The sequence below is a fragment of the Candidatus Pelagibacter sp. genome, assembly GCF_965262185.1.
GTDB lineage: Bacteria > Pseudomonadota > Alphaproteobacteria > Pelagibacterales > Pelagibacteraceae > Pelagibacter.
The window spans coordinates 1,161,279-1,179,892 of the sequence record NZ_OZ253498.1; the positions used below are offsets into that span (position 1 = coordinate 1,161,279).

17 protein-coding genes and 1 other RNA gene are annotated in these 18,614 nt (G+C 30.7%); 16 read left to right on the plus strand and 2 right to left on the minus strand.

Features of this window, described 5'->3' with window-relative positions; genetic code table 11:
* Positions 1 to 189 precede the first annotated feature (189 nt).
* The 3 genes from ACQY31_RS06380 (at position 190) to ACQY31_RS06390 (ending at position 3,043) form a co-directional block, all read left to right on the plus strand.
* The gene (locus ACQY31_RS06380) at positions 190 to 1,530 is read left to right on the plus strand and encodes an arylsulfotransferase family protein (RefSeq protein WP_428079565.1); all 1,341 of its coding nucleotides are present in this window, start codon (positions 190 to 192) and stop codon (positions 1,528 to 1,530) included.
* Entirely contained in the window at positions 1,518 to 1,736 is a 219-nt protein-coding gene (locus tag ACQY31_RS06385; protein WP_428079567.1) for a hypothetical protein, read from the plus strand. The genes ACQY31_RS06380 and ACQY31_RS06385 overlap by 13 nt, the downstream gene beginning before the upstream one ends.
* A gap of 344 nt (positions 1,737 to 2,080) precedes the next feature.
* Positions 2,081 to 3,043 (plus strand): sulfotransferase, encoded by a 963-nt coding sequence (locus ACQY31_RS06390; protein ID WP_428079569.1) that lies wholly within the window; start codon positions 2,081 to 2,083, stop codon positions 3,041 to 3,043.
* 176 nt (positions 3,044 to 3,219) lie between these two features.
* Here the strand turns inward: ACQY31_RS06390 and ssrA are convergent.
* Positions 3,220 to 3,518: a transfer-messenger RNA gene (gene ssrA, locus ACQY31_RS06395) on the minus strand.
* Positions 3,519 to 3,522: 4 nt separating this feature from the next.
* Here ssrA and thyX point away from each other — a divergent pair.
* A complete protein-coding gene (thyX, locus tag ACQY31_RS06400) occupies positions 3,523 to 4,470 on the plus strand; it encodes an FAD-dependent thymidylate synthase (protein WP_428079571.1) in 948 nt (315 codons plus the stop codon).
* Here the strand turns inward: thyX and ACQY31_RS06405 are convergent.
* Positions 4,451 to 5,275, minus strand: coding sequence for an Mrp/NBP35 family ATP-binding protein (locus ACQY31_RS06405; RefSeq protein WP_428079573.1), 825 nt, complete (start codon positions 5,273 to 5,275; stop codon positions 4,451 to 4,453). The genes thyX and ACQY31_RS06405 overlap by 20 nt on opposite strands.
* Before the next feature lie 51 nt (positions 5,276 to 5,326).
* On the opposite strand from ACQY31_RS06405, the gene hflK reads away from it, so the two are divergent.
* The 12 genes from hflK (at position 5,327) to ACQY31_RS06465 (ending at position 18,538) form a co-directional block, all read left to right on the plus strand.
* Positions 5,327 to 6,433: an FtsH protease activity modulator HflK gene (hflK, locus tag ACQY31_RS06410; protein WP_428079575.1), complete on the plus strand. Its 1,107-nt coding sequence runs from the start codon at positions 5,327 to 5,329 to the stop codon at positions 6,431 to 6,433.
* A 1-nt stretch (position 6,434) separates the two neighbouring features.
* The gene (gene hflC, locus ACQY31_RS06415; RefSeq protein WP_428079577.1) at positions 6,435 to 7,307 is read left to right on the plus strand and encodes a protease modulator HflC; all 873 of its coding nucleotides are present in this window, start codon (positions 6,435 to 6,437) and stop codon (positions 7,305 to 7,307) included.
* A gap of 7 nt (positions 7,308 to 7,314) precedes the next feature.
* Positions 7,315 to 7,500, plus strand: a complete 186-nt coding sequence (locus tag ACQY31_RS06420) for a DUF2065 domain-containing protein (RefSeq protein ID WP_428079579.1) — start codon at positions 7,315 to 7,317, stop codon at positions 7,498 to 7,500.
* A 1-nt stretch (position 7,501) separates the two neighbouring features.
* Entirely contained in the window at positions 7,502 to 8,917 is a 1,416-nt protein-coding gene (locus ACQY31_RS06425; RefSeq protein WP_428079581.1) for a Do family serine endopeptidase, read from the plus strand.
* Between the two features lie 2 nt (positions 8,918 to 8,919).
* Positions 8,920 to 9,828: a tRNA (adenosine(37)-N6)-dimethylallyltransferase MiaA gene (gene miaA / locus ACQY31_RS06430; RefSeq protein WP_428079583.1), complete on the plus strand. Its 909-nt coding sequence runs from the start codon at positions 8,920 to 8,922 to the stop codon at positions 9,826 to 9,828.
* A 52-nt stretch (positions 9,829 to 9,880) separates the two neighbouring features.
* Positions 9,881 to 11,647 (plus strand): acetolactate synthase 3 large subunit, encoded by a 1,767-nt coding sequence (locus ACQY31_RS06435; protein WP_428079585.1) that lies wholly within the window; start codon positions 9,881 to 9,883, stop codon positions 11,645 to 11,647.
* Between the two features lie 5 nt (positions 11,648 to 11,652).
* Complete coding sequence (gene ilvN / locus ACQY31_RS06440; RefSeq protein WP_428079587.1) at positions 11,653 to 12,201, plus strand: acetolactate synthase small subunit; 549 nt, start codon at positions 11,653 to 11,655, stop codon at positions 12,199 to 12,201.
* Positions 12,202 to 12,218: 17 nt separating this feature from the next.
* Positions 12,219 to 13,241 (plus strand): ketol-acid reductoisomerase, encoded by a 1,023-nt coding sequence (ilvC, locus tag ACQY31_RS06445; protein WP_428079589.1) that lies wholly within the window; start codon positions 12,219 to 12,221, stop codon positions 13,239 to 13,241.
* 80 nt (positions 13,242 to 13,321) lie between these two features.
* Complete coding sequence (locus ACQY31_RS06450; protein WP_428079591.1) at positions 13,322 to 14,890, plus strand: ABC transporter substrate-binding protein; 1,569 nt, start codon at positions 13,322 to 13,324, stop codon at positions 14,888 to 14,890.
* Between the two features lie 63 nt (positions 14,891 to 14,953).
* Positions 14,954 to 15,937, plus strand: coding sequence for an ABC transporter permease (locus tag ACQY31_RS06455; protein ID WP_428079593.1), 984 nt, complete (start codon positions 14,954 to 14,956; stop codon positions 15,935 to 15,937).
* Positions 15,930 to 16,862: an ABC transporter permease gene (locus ACQY31_RS06460; protein WP_428079595.1), complete on the plus strand. Its 933-nt coding sequence runs from the start codon at positions 15,930 to 15,932 to the stop codon at positions 16,860 to 16,862. The genes ACQY31_RS06455 and ACQY31_RS06460 overlap by 8 nt, the downstream gene beginning before the upstream one ends.
* Complete coding sequence (locus ACQY31_RS06465) at positions 16,859 to 18,538, plus strand: dipeptide ABC transporter ATP-binding protein (RefSeq protein WP_428079597.1); 1,680 nt, start codon at positions 16,859 to 16,861, stop codon at positions 18,536 to 18,538. Before ACQY31_RS06460 ends, ACQY31_RS06465 begins: the two co-directional genes overlap by 4 nt.
* Positions 18,539 to 18,614 lie beyond the last annotated feature (76 nt).

Sequence of the window (18,614 nt, forward strand, 5' to 3'; positions counted from 1 at the left end):
TCTGTAGAACGATCTCTAAATTATTATTAAAAGAAATTAAGGACTTTTGGAAACTTCTTCGTAGAAACTTCGTAGTAAGTTTTTGTTATTTATCAGATTTCTTTTTTTGATTCTTCGTAGAGATTTTTGATATTTAAAATAAAGTTTGATATAAACTTAAAACATTTTAAAAACCCAATTTGTGCTTAAATGAAAAAATTTTTTACATATCCTGTTTTTGTTGTTTTATTTTTATCTTTTATTGGAATGATGGGATTTGGATCAATAGTTAAATATCACAAAGAAGGTGGAAGAAAATTTAAATTTTTGCAAGAAATAGTGATGACAATTGCTAGTGTTCCATTAAATGTTAGAATGATGTTAAAGACAAAAACTCTGAATATTGATAAACTAGAACCTTTATCTAAACACAAAGGAAAAAAAAGATTTAAACAGTTCATAGATAATGAAAGAAACGCACTTTTGGTACTACCAAGATATGAAAATAGTTTAAATAGAGCGGTAGTTGATATAGTAGATTTAAAGAATTTTGAGGTCCTACACACATATTCACACGATATAGACAGAATGAATAGTCAAGTTAAAAATAAAAAAGAATTTCCAAGATTAAAAATTGATAATTCAAAAATAAGATTTACTTACACTCATCCATTAATCTTAAAAGATGGTTCCTTAACAAGTACGTATGGTCCAGCATTTAAAATAGATTTTTGCTCAAAACTTTTATGGATTAATGATGAAGAACAATTTCATCATAGTCAAATGTTAGATCATGATGGAAATATTTGGATTGGAGGCAGAATGAAACCCCAATCTAAATATGTGAAAAAATATTCAATCCCTAATTATGCAGATGACTCAATTATAAAAATAAATATTAATGGTAAAATACTTTTAAATAAAAGTGTTACAGAACTACTTATTGAAAATGAAATTGTGCCTGACAACTTTGCATACAACACATCGTTAGCAAATAATTTTGACCCCATACATTTAAATGATATTGAACCTGCATTATTTAATAGTAAATATTGGAAAAAAGGTGATGTTTTTATAAGTATAAGAAATCAATCAGCAATAATTCATTACCGACCAAATACTAATGAGATTATCAATTATATAACCGGTCCTTTTGCTATGCAACATGATGTCGATATCATTTCAAATAAAGAAATTTCAATTTTTAATAACAATAATTTTTTTGTTAACAATGATTATACAGAAATTGTAATTTATAATTTTGAAACAAAAACATTTAAAACATTATTTAAGAAAGAATTACAAGAAGAGAACTTTAAAACTTACTTAAGCGGTCTTTCTCACATTCTAAAAGACGGATCTTTGATGGTTGAAGAGACAAGTCATGGAAGAATAATCTTATTTAATAGTAAAGGTGAAAAAGAGTGGGAGTTTGTAAATAAAGATGAAAACGGCGATATAGGTCTTGTTAACTGGATTAGAGTGATTGAAGATGAAATTTTTATAAAAAAATATAAATCATTAATTAAAAATAACAAATGTTTAAATTAATTTTAAGTTTAATTATTTTTTGTTTAATTACCACATCCTCATTTGCTTATTTGGGACCAGGCATTGGAAGTGGCGCTATTGCAGCAACGGTTGGGATAATAGTTGCAATTTTTGTAGCGCTCTTTGGATTAATATGGTTTCCAATAAAACGATTGCTTAGAAAAGGAAAAGAAAAAAAAGAACAACAACAAGATAAAATTGATTAATTACATATTATTAATATGTTCTGCTGTAGTAATCTATGAGTTTATTCAACTAGTTAACTTTACAAATATTGTTAAATCAAATTTTAAGATATATCAAAAAATACTAAAGTTATTTAAATATAAAAATGTATCTGACTTTAGAAAAGAAAAATTAATATTTAATTATTCAAAAACATTATTATTAGTTTCAATAAAGATACTTATTATTCTTGTTTCAATTATAGTTTTTATGATTATTTTAAATTTATTATCTAATTCTTATTTAAATTTTATCATATCTATTTTAGGTGTTATCAAATTAAGTATAGTCTTTATAATCTATCATTTAATTCGAAGGAAAAATAATGCAAAACTATAATAATATCCAAAAGTTCCTGCATGATTTTGTATTAAATAAAAAAATAATAAATAAATCATTATTTGAACTTGAAAAAATGATTTATTTAAAAAATAGAGATATTGTTAACCAATCACATGTGTTTATAACTGGATTAGCAAGATCTGGAACTACTAGTTTGTTAAATTTCTTATTTTCATCAGATGAATATGCATCTTTAACTTACAATAATATGCCTTTTATATTATCACCAAATTTTTCTAAATTATTTAATAAAAAAAATATTATAAAAAAAGAAAGATTACATGGAGATGGGATAAATTTTGATAATAATAGTCCAGAAGCATTAGACGAAGTATTTTTTGATAACAATGAAGAGTTTGTTAAAAATGAATTAAAAAATTATATTCAACTTATTTTGTTAAGTAATAAAAAAAATAAGTATTTGAGTAAAAATAATCTTAGTTTTAAGAGAATAGATTTAATTCAATCAATACTTCCCAATTCTATTTTTTTAATTCCTATAAGAGAACCATTGCATCAAGCAAATTCACTTTTAAATCAACATCTTCGTTTCATTCAATTACAGAAGGAAAATGATTTTATTAGGCGATATATGAATTATCTTGGGCATAATGAATTTGGTTTAAGTCATAAACCGTGGAACAAACCGATTAACTTTAATAATTTAAATAATATCAACTATTGGTTAGAACAATGGAATTTATTTTATGAATTTATTTATATGAAATTTCAATCTTATGAAAATTGTTATTTTGTTGTTTATGAAGAACTGCATAATCCAAATTATGTTGAAAAAATTCTAAAAAAAATAAATTTAGAAAAATTTAAACACATTGACTTCAAATTTTTTAGAAATTCAAATAAAAAAGAAATAAATATTGAATATGATAAAAATATATTTGATAAATCTCAATTACTTTATCAAAGTTTTATTCAGTCTAAATAAACTCTATTCTCCACATAATGAGAATGAATATAAATTTGTTGAAGAAGTTTTTTTTAAATACATCAAACAATAGAGAAAATATATAGGTTTTTGGAAATTTCTTCGTAGAAACTTTGTGGAACACTTCATAGAGGAATTTAGTTAAGGTTTGATGATATACAACAATTCTAAATTTAAGTAGGGGGCGTTCTGTTGCCAGGTGCCCCGGACCCCGTGCTTAATTAACTAAGTTAATTATGCAGCAAGTGCGTAACTTTCGTTAGCAATTATAAATTAGCCCGTTACGGTGGAACAATCCCGAACGAAAGAATAGCCTTTAGTCACCCGTCGAATCTAGTTCACCCCCGTAAGTTGTAATGGTGGAGGTGGTGGGTACTGCCCCCACGTCCGCAATGGTTATTACGAAATTCGTTTATCGTCGTAGTTGGAAATCCAACATTAATAATATAAAAGTAATTTCAACAGATTCAACAACAATCATGAAATTAACAAAAGAACAATTAGAAGAAATAAAAAACCAGCAATCCCAAAGCAATCAAACTAAAAGAGTTACCGCTCCGGAGCTTGAAAAAATACTCTATGAAGCGCTGCCGGCATTAGATCATGGATTTGTAAGAGTAGTTGATTATATGGGTGATGACACCTCTATAGTTCAGTCAGCAAGAGTATCTTATGGAAAAGGGACAAAGCAAGTTTCAACAGATAAAGGTTTAATAAAATACTTGATGAGACATTGGCATAGTACACCATTTGAAATGTGTGAAATTAAATATCACATTAAACTACCAATATTTATTGCAAGGCAGTGGATCAGACATAGAACTGCCAACGTAAATGAATACTCTGCAAGATATTCAATTCTAGATAAAGAATTTTATTTACCAACTAAAGAAAATTTAGCAGCACAATCTACTAGCAACCGACAAGGAAGAGGAGATGTTCTTGAAGGAAAACAAGCAGAAGAAGTTTTAGAACTTTTAAAAAGTGATGCGGAGAGAACATATGATAATTATGAAACAATGCTTAATGAAAGATATGATGGTTCAACAATTGATGAGAATAAAAAAGGATTAGCAAGAGAGCTTGCAAGAATGAACTTAACATTGAATACATATACCCAGTGGTATTGGAAAACTGATTTATTGAATTTAATGAATTTTTTGAGGTTAAGAGCTGATAGTCATGCTCAGTATGAAATTAGAGTTTATGCAGATATAATGTTAGATACAGTTAAAAAATGGGTACCAATAACTTATGATGCATTTATGGATTACCGAGTAGGAGGAACAGAGGTTTCTGCTAAAGGAAAAGTTATAATTCAAAAACTTATTAAAGGTCAAAACGTAGATGTTGAGAGTTCAGGTCTATCTAAAAGAGAATGGAATGAATTAATGGTTGCTTTTGATCTTAAAGATAAGTTGATTTAATCTTTTCAGCAAAATACAAATATATTTTTGATATTTCGTGATTTGGGTTTGACTCGACTATTGGTTTTCCTTGATCACCAGAATTTCCAACTTCAGGATTAATTGGTATTTCTCCTAAAAATTCTTTTTGAAATTCTTCAGCAGTTTTTTTAACTCCACCTTCTCCAAATATTTTGTACTTCTTTCCATTATCTCCTACAAAAAAACTCATGTTATCAACTAAACCTAAAATTTTAACTCCAAGCTTATCAAACATTTTAATTCCTCTTTTTACATCTAAAAGAGCAACTTCTTGAGGAGTTGATACAATGATTGCACCATCCATTTTAATTTCTTGTGAAAAAGTTAATTGAGTGTCACCAGTTCCTGGAGGCATATCAACAATTATAAAATCTAAGTCTTTCCAATTAACTTTCTGAGTAAAAGTTTTAATTGCACTAGTTACCATTGGACCACGCCAAATCATCGGAGTTTGTTGATCTGCCAAAAATCCAATTGACATACATTGAATATCATATTTTGTTATGGGATCTAATTTTTGACCGTCACTTTTTGGTTTTTCATTAATATCAAACATCTTTGGAATGGAAGGGCCATAAATATCAGCATCTAACAATCCAACTCTGCATCCAACTTTTTTTAAAGCTAAAGCCAGATTCGTTGCAAATGTAGATTTACCCACGCCTCCTTTTGCACTTGAAATCGCGATAGTAAACTTAGTTCCTAAGATTGGATTTTTTGTAAATTTCTTAGGCTCCATCTTTCTTTTCATTGCGTCACTTAGTTCTGGCTTTTTATCAGACATGAAACTATCATTACTTGTTTTTTACAATAAAGACACTATATACTTTGACATATGTCAGATGATTTCAAAGGTAGAGGTGGAAGTCCATGGGGTTCGCCTCCTGGTGGTGGCAGTGGAGGCAACGGTTCAGGAAGAGGACCGACACCACCAAACGTAGATGAAATCATAAGAGAGTTTCAAGATAAGATAAAAAAGTTTTTACCTGGTGGAAAATCTTCAGGTGGAAAGTCTATTGGATTAATTTTATTAATCTTAGCCTTTGTATGGCTTGCAAGCGGGCTTTATAGAGTATTACCAGATGAACAAGGTGTTGTACTTAGATTTGGAAAATTTGTTAAAACTACTCAACCTGGATTGAACTATCATATTCCTTTTCCAGTTGAGACTGTTGAAACACCAAAAGTAACAAAAGTTAATAGAATTGATATTGGATTTAGATCAGAGAGAGATAGTGGTTTTTCTACAGGAGGTGGTGTTGCAGATGTTCCTCAAGAAAGCTTAATGCTTACTGGTGATGAAAACATTGTAAACATAGATTTTTCTGTGTTTTGGGTAATTAAAGATGCAGGAAATTTCCTATTTAAAATTCAAGATCCTGTAGGAACTGTAAAAGCAGCTGCAGAAACAGCGATGAGAGAAGTAATTGCTAAAAGTGATATTCAACCAATACTAACAGAAGGTAGATCAAGTATAGAGATTGAAACTCAAGAAATTATTCAAACTATTTTAGATGATTATGAGAGTGGAATACAGATTACACAAGTACAAACGCAAAAAGCAGATCCACCCGATCAAGTAATTGATGCATTTAGAGATGTTCAAGCTGCAAGAGCAGATATGGAAAGATCTAAAAACGAAGCTGAGGCTTATGCAAACGATGTAATCCCTAGAGCAAGAGGGGAAGCTCAAAAAATTTTACAAGCTGCAGAAGCGTATAAAAAAGAAGTTGTTGCTAAAGCAGAAGGTGAAGCAAGTAGATTTATATCAATTTATAATGAATATAAAAACGCAAAAGCAGTTACTCAAGAAAGAATGTATTTAGAAACTATGGAAAAAGTACTAGCAGATATTGATAAAGTTATTATAGAAAAAAACGCTGGTTCAGGAGTAGTACCATACTTGCCTCTACCTGAATTAAAAAAGAAAGCGACAAATTAAAATGAAAGCTGGAAAAATAGTTGCTGGAATACTAGTTTTAATTGGTGTTGTAGCGTTTCTATCAATAATTATAGTTAAAGAAGTAAACCAAGCAATAATTCTTCAGTTTGGTGATCCAAAAAGAATTATAATGAAACCTGGTTTAAATTTTAAAATTCCATTTATTCAAAATGTTGTTTATCTGGACAAAAGAATTTTAAATTTAGATACCCCACCAGAAGAGGTAATCGCTTCTGATCAAAAAAGATTGATAGTTGATGCATTTGCAAGATTTCAAATAGTGGATCCTTTGAAATTTTATATTTCTGTTGGAGACGAAAGAGTTGCAAGATCAAGGTTGTCAACGATTATAAACTCAAGAATTAGAAATGTTCTAGGTCAGGAAGAGTTGCAAACTCTATTGTCTAAAGATAGATCTAAGCAAATGGAATTGATCAAAGAAGGTGTAAATAATGAAGCACAGAATTTTGGTATTAGTATTGTTGACGTTAGAATTAAAAGAGCAGATCTTCCACAAGCAAACAGTGATGCAATTTATAGAAGAATGCAGACTGAGAGGGAAAGAGAAGCAAAAGAATTTAGAGCACAGGGTGCTGAAATGGCAGTGACGATCACATCAACTGCAGACAAAGAAGTAACAGTAATTTTAGCAGATGCTCAAAAACAATCAGAAATTATGAAAGGGGAAGGTGATGGTACAAGAAATAAAATTTTTGCAGATGCCTTTGGCCAGGACCCTGAGTTTTTTGCTTTTTATAGAGCAATGCAAGCTTATGAAAAAGCTTTAATTGGGGGAGAAACATCTTTAATCTTGTCTCCTGATAGTGAATTCTTTAAGTTTTTTGGAAATATAAAACCTGAAATCAAACAATAGAAATTAGATGAATGAGCTAGTCATAGCTTTTGGTCTTTTTTTATTTATAGAGGGAATTTTATATGCCTTATTTCCAGCAAAAATGAAAAGTATGTTAAAGAAACTAGATCTTGTAAAAGATAGTCAATTAAGATCAGGGGGACTAATCTTTGCAATTATTGGTTTTGTAATTATTTATTTTGTAAAAAGTTAATATGAAAAAAATAAGATTAATATTTTTAACAATTATTTTTTCCTTAAGTTTTACTTTACAGTCAAACTCTAAACCCGTTCCAGCATCTTTTGCAGATCTTGCGGAAAAACTGATGCCATCTGTAGTAAATATTTCTACTTCAACAACTGTAGTTACTAATAGTAATCCTTTTCCATTTCAATTTCCTCCAGGCTCTCCATTTGAAGATATGTTTAAAGAATTTGGAACTCCTCAAGAGAGAAAATCTGCAGCTTTAGGATCTGGATTTATTATTGATGAAAAAGGAATAGTGGTAACAAACAATCATGTAATTCAGGATGCTGATGACATTATTGTCCGAGTTAATGGCGACCAAGAATATAAAGCAAAAGTTCTTGGTGCTGATCCTTTAATGGATATTGCAGTATTACAATTAGAAACAGAGGAAAAATTCAAACCAGTTGGCTTTGGAGATTCAGATAAAGCAAGAATTGGTGATTGGGTGCTAGCTATTGGAAATCCATTTGGTCTTGGCGGAACAGTAACTGCTGGAATTATTTCAGCAAGAAACAGATCAATTGGGTTATCCAGATATGAGGATTTTATTCAAACAGATGCATCAATTAATTCTGGTAATTCAGGTGGACCTTTATTTGATATGGAAGGAAATGTGATTGGAATTAATACAGCTATCTTAGGAAGAAATGGTTCTATTGGTATAGGATTTTCAATTCCATCAAACAGTGCTCAACAAGTAATTAAACAACTAATTGAATTTGGTGAAACAAAAAGAGGTTGGTTAGGTGTGAGAATTCAAGATGTAACTAAAGAAATTGCTGAGGTTGAAGAACTTGATAAACCAAGAGGTGCTCTAGTTGCAAGTGTTGCTGAAAACAGTCCTTCCGAAAAAGCTGGTATTCAGGCTGGAGATATAATTTTAGAGTTTAATGGAGTTGAGATTAAGCAAATGAAAGAGTTGCCAATAATTGTTGCAAGAACAGAAGTTGGAAAAAATGTAGATGTAAAAATTTGGAGAAATAAAAAAGAAATAACCAAAAAAGTTTTGTTAGGAAGACTGGAAACTTCTGATGATTTCAAAGTAAGCGAAAATGCAAATAAGGATGAAAATAATTTAGATGAAATTATAGAGAGTTTAAGAATATCAGTGAGACCATTAACTAAAGAGGATATAAAAAACCGTAAATTACCAAACCAAACTACAGGATTAGTAATTACTAATATGGCTAATAATAGTCCATTAGTAAACTCAATTGAGATCAATAGTGTTATTATTGAAGCTCAGAAGAAAAAAATAAAATCAGCAGATGATTTAAGAGATATTGTTCAAAAAACAATAAATTCAAATCAAAAAACTATTTTAATTGCAATTTATAACAATCAAAATCAACGAAGATATATTGGTGTTAAATTAGATTAGTAATGGATTTTAAATCCAAGATAATTTTAATTTCAGGACCCACTGCATCTGGAAAATCAAGTTTTGCAATTAAACTTGCAAAAAAAATTAAAGGCGAAATTATTAATGCAGATAGTATGCAAGTTTATAAGCAACTTAAAATTTTGTCTGCAAGACCTAGCCCAAAAAACTATCAATCAATTAAACATCATCTATATGGTTTCCAAGATGCAAAAAAAAGTTTTTCAACTGGTGATTGGCTTAAAATTGCAAATAAAAAAATAATTGAAGTTAAAAAAAGAAAAAAAATTCCAATTCTTGTTGGAGGAACTGGACTTTATTTCAAAGCACTAACTGATGGTTTAGTTCAAATTCCAAACATTCCACTAAGGTTTAGAAATCAAATTCGAAATCTAAACAAAAAAATTGGCCAAAATAAATTCTATAAGCAATTATTAAAACTGGATCCTCTATCGAAATATAAAATTAATCCAACTGATACCCAAAGATCAATTAGGGCTTTTGAAGTTAAAAAGTTTACAAAAAAATCTCTTCATGATTGGTTTAAAAATACTAAATCAAAGTATTTAGACGAGGATTTTTTCAAAATTTATATTGATTATCCACGTGATGAGTTGGTTGAAAGAATTCATCAAAGAACCAGAAAAATGATTAGAATGGGTGCTGTGAATGAGGTTAAAAGATTTCTAAAACTAAAAATTAATGATCAGATGACTGCATGCAAAGCAATTGGAATAAATGAAATTCAAGAATATTTAGCAAGAGAAAAAAAAATTGATGAAATCAAAGAAAAAATATCAATAAAAACTAGACAATACGCCAAAAGACAAAGCACATGGGCTCGAGGACACATGAGCGATTGGATAAAATTAAACCCATCTGAGATAAATAAATTTTTAAAAAAAATTTAAATTTTCCATACTTAACCTTGACCAATTAGCACAACTTCAGCTAGATTGCGAAATGCCAAAATTATTAACTGGAGCAGAAATAGTATTTAAGTGTCTTGAAGACCAAAAGGTAAACCATATTTTTGGTTATCCTGGTGGTGCTGTACTACCAATATATGATGAATTAAAAAATCATCCATCCATTAAACATATTCTTGTAAGACATGAGCAGGGTGCAGGTCATGCAGCTGAAGGTTATGCGAGATCTTCTGGAAAACCCGGTATTGTTTTGGTTACATCAGGACCTGGTGCAACCAATGTCGTTACTGCTTTAACTGATGCATATATGGACTCAGTTCCAATGGTTTGTATTTCGGGTCAAGTTCCAACACATCTTATTGGTACAGATGCATTTCAAGAATGTGATACAACAGGAATAACAAGACCATGCACAAAGCATAACTGGTTAGTAAAAGATATTAATAATCTTTCAGATGTTATGCATGAAGCTTTTAAAGTTGCAACAACTGGAAGACCTGGCCCAGTATTAATAGATATTCCAAAAGATATTCAATTTGCAAAAGCAAAATATAAAAAACCAAAAAAAGAAAAAAGTTTAAATGGCAAATCTCACAATAAGTTTTCAGCTGATGAAATTGACCAATTAATTAATTTAATTAATAAAGCAAAGAAGCCAATAATTTACAGTGGCGGAGGCGTAATTAATTCAGGACCAAAAGCAAGTGAAGCTCTTAGAAAATTTGTTGAACTAACAGGATTTCCAATTACTTCAACTTTGCAAGGTCTAGGTGCTTATCCTGGAGATGATAATCAGTTTTTAGGAATGCTAGGAATGCATGGAACATATGAAGCAAACAATGCAATGCATGACTGTGACTTATTAATAAACATTGGTGCGAGATTTGATGACCGTATTACTGGAAAAATTGATGAGTTCTCTCCTAATTCAAAAAAAGTTCATATTGATATTGATCCATCCTCAATAAATAAGATTATTAAAGTAGATCTTGCAATTGTAGGTGATGTTACAAAAGTAATAGATAAAATTAATAAGACAATTATTAAAAAGAAAAATGGCAATGGTAAATCAAACAAACCCAATATTGCGAAATGGTGGGAACAAATTCAAAAATGGAGAAACAAAAATTCTTTAAATTTCATAAATAGTGAAGATAGCATTAAACCTCAGCATGCCGTTCAAAGACTTTATGAATTAACAAAAAATAAAGATACTTATGTGACAACAGAAGTGGGTCAGCACCAAATGTGGGCTGCTCAACATTATAAATTTAACAAACCAAATAGATGGATGACTTCAGGTGGATTGGGAACTATGGGATATGGTTTACCTGCAGCTGTTGGAGTTCAAGTAGCTCATCCAGAAAAATTAGTTATTGATATTGCTGGAGAAGCTTCAGTTTTAATGACAATGCAAGAGATGTCTACGGCTGTTCAATACAACTTACCAATAAAGATATTTATTTTAAATAATCAGTACATGGGAATGGTAAGACAATGGCAAGAGCTACTTCATGAAAAAAATTATTCTGAGAGTTATTCAGAAGCACTACCAGATTTTATGAAAATGGCCGATGCTTATGGTTGTAAAGGAATTAAAGCTGATAATCCATCAGAGCTTGATGAAAAAATTCAAGAAATGGTTGACCATAATGGCCCTGTTATTTTTGATTGTCATGTGGATCCAAATGAAAACTGTTTTCCAATGATACCTTCAGGCAAACCTCATAATCAAATGATACTTGGACCAAACGATCAAGAGGAGAATAAAATAAAAGGAAAAGGCAAAGCCTTAGTTTAATCAATATGCCCATATCAAAGTCAGCTTATAGCTCTCCATCTATCAAACAAAGAACTGATACTTATATTTTTGTTGTTTGGGTAGATAATGAAGCAGGTGTTCTTGCAAGAGTGGTTGGCCTGTTTTCTGGTAGAGGTTATAATATTGAGTCTTTGGCAGTGGCTGAAGTTGATGCTATCAAAAACATATCAAGAATAACAATTGTAACAACAGGAACACCACAGGTAATTGACCAGATTAGACTACAGTTAACCAAATTAGTACCTGTGCACAAAGTTGCTGAATTTAAAAGAGACGATAAAGACGTGATTTTTAAAGAGATGGCTCTGTTTAAAATTGTGGGCAAAAAAAATAAAATTGAAAAATGTTTAAATGCTTGTAAAAAATTTAACCCAGTAGTATTGGATGAAACAAAATCATCTGCAGTTATTCAAATAACAGCACTTAGAAGAGAAATTGATAAGATGAGTAAAAAATTAAAACCCTTGGGACTTATAAGCACTTCAAGAACAGGGGCTGTTGCAATGACAAGAGGTGCAAAAATTTTTAACTAATTAATAGGAGATAAATTATGAAAATGTTTTATGAAAAAGATGCAGATGTAGATTTAATTAAAAATAAAAAAATTGCGATTTTTGGTTACGGAAGCCAAGGTCATGCTCATGCACTTAATCTAAAGGATAGTGGAGTTAAAGAAATAGTTGTTGCATTAAGAGAAGGATCCTCAAGTGTTGCTAAAGCTGAATCAAAAGGTTTAAAAGTAATGAATTTATCAGATGCAGCAGCTTGGGCAGATGTTGTCATGATATTAACTCCAGACGAACTACAAGCTGAAATTTATAAAAACCATATTGAACAAAGAGTAAGAGAAGGAACAAGTATTGCTTTCGCTCATGGTTTAAATGTTCACTATGACTTAATTAAAGCAAGAAAAGATTTAGATGTATTTATGGTTGCTCCAAAAGGACCTGGTCACTTAGTAAGAAGTGAGTATGAAAAAGGTGGTGGAGTTCCGTGTTTGTTTGCAGTTCATCAAGATGGATCTGGCAAAGCAAGGGACCTAGCTCTTTCCTATGCTTCAGCAGTAGGTGGAGGAAGATCAGGTATTATTGAAACTACTTTCAAAGACGAAGTTGAAACAGATTTATTTGGTGAACAAACTGTTTTATGTGGTGGTTTAGTTGAACTAATTAAAAATGGATATGAAACTTTAGTTGAAGCAGGATATGAACCGGAGATGGCATATTTCGAAACAGTTCATGAGGTTAAATTAATAGTTGATTTGATATATGAAGGTGGAATTGCAAATATGAATTATTCAATTTCAAATACTGCTGAATATGGTGAGTATCAATCTGGTCCAAGAATTATCAATAAGGAAGAGACAAAGAAGAGAATGAAAGAGGTTTTGGTAGATATTCAATCTGGTAAATTTACCAAAGAGTGGATGAATGAGTGCAAAACTGGTCAAAAAAACTTCTTAGCAACCAGAGCAAAATTAGCTGAACATTCTGTAGAAAAAGTTGGAGCAGAACTTAGAGCTATGATGCCTTGGATCAGTAAGAAAAAATTAGTTGATAGCGACAAAAGTTAATTTTTAATGGTATTTTTATATCTGTCATAATCTTTTTTTTTCACTTATAATTTTCTTATAAAATTAAAAGAGAGGAAAAAATGAAGATTAGAAATTTTATAAGATTAATATTATCTTTGGTTTTAGTTACAGGTTTCTCTTCTGCTTGGGCCGCTCAAACTATTAAGTGGTCAATGCAGGGAGACAGTCTAACACTAGACCCGCACGCACAGAACGAGGGTCCTACCACTCAGGTATCTAGACAAGTATATGAAGCACTTGTTCAAAGAGGTTTGGATATGAAAATTGGACCTGCTTTAGCTACTAGTTGGAAAACTACTGATCCAAATACATGGATTTTTCAATTAAGAAAAGATGCAAAGTTTTCTGATGGTTCTGGAATGACATCTGAAGATGTTGTTTTTAGTATTTTAAGAGCAAAACAAAGAACATCAGACTTTAAAGAATATATCAGTACGGTTTCAAATGTAGAACCAGTGGGAGATTATGCTGTCAAAATAACAACAAGTAAACCAAATCCTATTCTATTAAACCAACTTTCAAACATATTTATTATGTCTAAAGCTTGGTCGGAGAAAAATTTTGCAATGTCACCTCAAAACTGGGACGCTGGACAGGAAACATTTTCTGCAACAAATGCTTTAGGAACAGGTCCATTTAAAATTACTCTTAGAGAACCAAATACAAAAACAGTTTTTAAAAGAAACAAGTATTGGTGGGGCGAAATGGATGATAAAGGTTTAACTAAGATTGAATTACTTCCTATTAAAAATGCAGCAACAAGAGTTGCCGCATTGTTATCTGGAGAAATTGACTTGGTTACAGATGCTCCTGTACAAGATTTAAAAAGAATTGGCGCTTCATCAGCTCATAAAGTTGAAAGTACAGCTCAAATGAGAACAATCTTTTTAGGTATGGACCAAGCTGCGGATAAATTAAGAACTGGTAATACAGGTGATAATCCTTTTAAGAAAAAAGAGGTTAGGCAAGCTCTTTACCAGGCAATTGATATTGAGGCCATCAAGAAAAAAGTAATGAGAGGCTTGAGTGAACCAGCTGGAATTATTACTTTTCCAGGTGTAAATGGCTACACTGCAGAACTTGATAAAAGATTACCTTATGATGTCGATGCTGCAAAAAAACTTTTAGCTAGCGCAGGTTATCCTAATGGGTTTGATGTTGAACTAAGATGTCCGAACGATAGATATGTAAATGATGAAGCAATTTGTACAGCTGTAGTTGGTATGTTGGGTAAAATTGGAGTTAACGTTAACTTGTTTGCTCAAACAAAAAGTAAGCACTTCAAAGAGCTAAAAGATGACCAAGGTGATTTTTATATGCTTGGATGGGGTGTACCAACTTTAGATAGTCATTACGTATTTCATTATTTATATGAAACAGGTGCTAGTTGGAATAAAGTTAATTTCAGCAACCCTGAAGTAGATGCTGCAATTAGAGTTATGGAAGGTGAAGTTGATTTAGACAAAAGAAATGCTGCAATTGCAAAAGCTTGGAAAATTGTAAAAGATGATATTGCGTATCTTCCTTTACACCACCAAGTAATTTCTTGGGCATCTAAAAGCAATGTGAATGTTCCTATTAGACCGAATAACGAACCGTTATTTAGGCACGCTGTTGCTGGAAAATAAATAAAAATTATTATAAGCCCCTTATAAATTACAAGGGGCTTATAAATTCTTAATCTTCACAAATTGATAAAATATTTTTTTAAGAGACTGTTTCAATCAGCTTTGGTAATGCTAGTTGTTGCCTTTGTTTCTTTCTCTTTATTTAATTTTGTTGGAGACCCAATAAACAACATGGTTGGAGAGGAAACTTCAGATGAAGAGAGAGCTGAATTAAGAGAAACATTGGGTTTAATGGATCCAATTCATGTTCAATTTTCAAGATTTGTAATTAATGCGTCCAAAGGAGAGTTTGGTATTTCTTATCAATTAAGAAGACCCGTATCTGAATTGATTGTTGAAAGATTACCAGCCACAATTGAGCTTGTTGTAATTTCTGCTTTGATAGCTTTAGTTACAGGAACTCTTTTAGGAGTTTATACGGGTATAAATAGAAAAGGTTTTTTAAGTGACTTTGTTTTAGCAATTTCATTGCTTGGAGTATCACTCCCCACATTTGTAATTGGGATATTATTTATTTACTTATTTGCAGTTATTTTAGGAGTACTTCCTTCATTTGGTAGAGGAGAAGTAGTTGACCTAGGATTTTGGACAACAGGTTTTTTAACAGTTTCAGGTGTTAAGGCAATAATTCTTCCTTCAGTTACATTAAGTCTTTTTCAAATGACATATATTATCAGGCTAGTAAGAGCTGAGATGATGGAAATTTTACAAACCGATTATATAAAATTTGCTCGAGCACGTGGAATTAGTGAAGACAGTATTAAATACAAGCATGCGTTAAAAAATGGTTTGATACCCGTAATAACAATTGCTGGAATTAATATCGGAACTTTAATCGCATTTTCAATTATAACTGAAACAGTTTTTCAATGGCCAGGAATGGGATTTTTGTTTATTCAAGCTGTTCAGTTTGTAGATATACCAATTATGTCAGCTTATTTAGTTTTCATCGCATTTGTTTTTGTGATGATAAATTTTATAGTTGATATTCTGTATTATTTTATTGATCCAAGGATTAGAGTTAAAGGAGATGCCGCAAGTGGATAATAATTTAAATTTGACAAGATGGGAAAGAATTAAGGATAGTGACATTTATCATAGCTTTATTAAATCTCCGACAGCAATTATATCTTCAGCTATTTTATTCATAATTTTTTTCTGTTCTTTTTTTATTGAATTTTTAACTCCATATACACCTTTTGATCCATCATCTTTATCTTTGATGGATGCATTTACACCCCCTTCTTGGACAGAGGATGGTTTATCACAATTTATTCTAGGAACAGATGGTCAAGGAAGAGATATGTTATCAACCATATTATATGGATGTAGAATTTCTCTTATTGTTGGTTTTGCTGCAATTATATTTAGTCTAGTTCTTGGCGTTGGTTTAGGATTAACGGCTGGATATTTTGGTGGAAAGTATGAAATGGTAGTAATGAGACTTACAGATGTTCAGTTGACTGTACCAAGTATTTTGATGGCACTCTTGGTTGATGGGATAGCAAGAGGATTAATCTCAAGAGAAATGCACGATGAAATGGCAATCTATGTTTTGATATTTGCTATTGGGATTTCTGAATGGCCACAGTTTGCAAGAGTATCACGAGCAGCAACTTTAGTTGAAAAGAATAAAGATTATGTATCTGCATCAACAATAATTGGTGTTTCAAACATAGTAATTATGTTTAAACATATTTTACCAAATATCATGAGACCTGTTTTAGTTATCGGTACAATTGGTTTAGCTCTTGCTATTTTAGCAGAATCAACTTTAAGTTTTTTGGGTGTTGGAGTTCCTCCAACCACTCCTTCTTTAGGAACTTTAATAAGATTAGGTAATGATTTTTTATTTTCAGGAGAATGGTGGATTACTTTTTTTCCAGCAATTTTTTTGGTGATATTAGCTTTTTCAATTAACTTATTAGGAGACTGGATGAGGGATACTTTAAATCCAAAATTAAAAAAATGAGTTTCTTAAAAATAAATAATTTAAGTGTTGATTATAAAATGCGTAAAGAGACTGTTCATGCAGCCAAAAATGTTAATATTGAAGTAAATAAAGGTGAAATTTTAGGATTGGTTGGAGAGTCTGGCTCTGGAAAAAGCACTGTTGGAAATGCTATAATTAATTTAATTGACGAGCCAGGAAAAGTTTCGAGTGGCTCAGTAATTTTGGGAGATTTAAATATTCATGAAAACCTAGATAGTATAATTAAATATCGAGGTAATAAAATTGGATTGATATTCCAAGATCCACAAACATCTTTAAATCCAATATTAACAGTCGGTGAACAATTAATTGAAACTATACAAACTCATCTAAATTTAAGCAAAGAGGAAGCAAAAAGTAAATCTATTAATCTATTAAAAGAAGTTGGAATTAAAGATGCTAAAAAAAGGTTTAATGACTATCCTCATCAGTTTTCAGGAGGAATGAGGCAAAGAGTGGTTATTTCTTTAGCCTTGTGCTGCGAACCAGAATTATTAATTGCTGATGAACCTACCACAGCTTTAGATGTTTCTATTCAATCACAGATTTTAGATTTAATTAAAAAACTCACAAAAGAAAGAAACTTGGCTGTGATATTAATTACTCATGATATGGGTGTTATAGCTGAGACAGCTAACCGTGTAGCTGTTATGAAAAGTGGAAATTTAGTCGAAATTGGTGAAACAAAAAAAATTTTAACAACTCCCCAACAAAATTATACCAAAAGTCTAGTAAGTTCTGTTCCACCTACCAATAAAAAAATTTCAAGGTTTGTAATAGTGGAAAAAGAAAACAAAAATAAAGAAAATAATATTAAAATATTGAATAGATGGACTAAAAAAGAAATTATCAATCAAAATTTAGTACAAGTTAAAAATCTTAATAAAAGTTTTGATGACAATTTTTTTACAGAAAATTCTAAAAATTCTGTGTTAGCCGTAAATAATGTTTCATTTGAAATAAAAGAAGGTGAGTCATTTGGACTAGTCGGTGAAAGTGGAAGTGGAAAATCAACTATTGCAAAAATGATCGTAAATTTATTTAAACCTTCTTCAGGAGATATATTTTTTGATAATACTTGTATTACACAAATAAAAAATAGATCAGAGCTGATGAAATTTAGAAAACAAATACAAATGATTTTTCAAGATCCCTACTCATCACTAAATGGTAGATTGAAAGTAAAAGATATTATTGCAGAACCTATTAAACTTCATAATTCTTCGATATCTAACTTTGATCTAAATAATTATATCTATGATTTATTAGATTCTGTTGAAATGAATCAAAAATCTGCAGATAGGTATCCTCATGAATTTTCTGGCGGTCAAAGACAAAGAATCTCGATTGCAAGAGCTTTAGCAACTGAGCCAAGGCTCTTAGTTTGTGATGAACCCACATCTGCACTAGACGTTAGTATTCAAGCACAAATATTAAATTTGTTAAAAGATCTTCAAGAACAATTAAATTTAACCATTTTATTTATTAGTCATGACTTACCGGTTGTAAGACAAATGTGTGATAGAATTGGAGTTTTAAAAGATGGCAAGTTATGTGAAGTTTCAAATACTGAGGATTTATTTTTAAACCCTACCCATGAATATACAAAGGAACTTTTACACTTGATGCCTAAAATTGAGTCTATTTATAATTAATTTTTGTATATCTTAAAATGGATGAAAAAATTTACCTATTTACACTAATTATTTTGCAATCTCTCTTATAGATTGT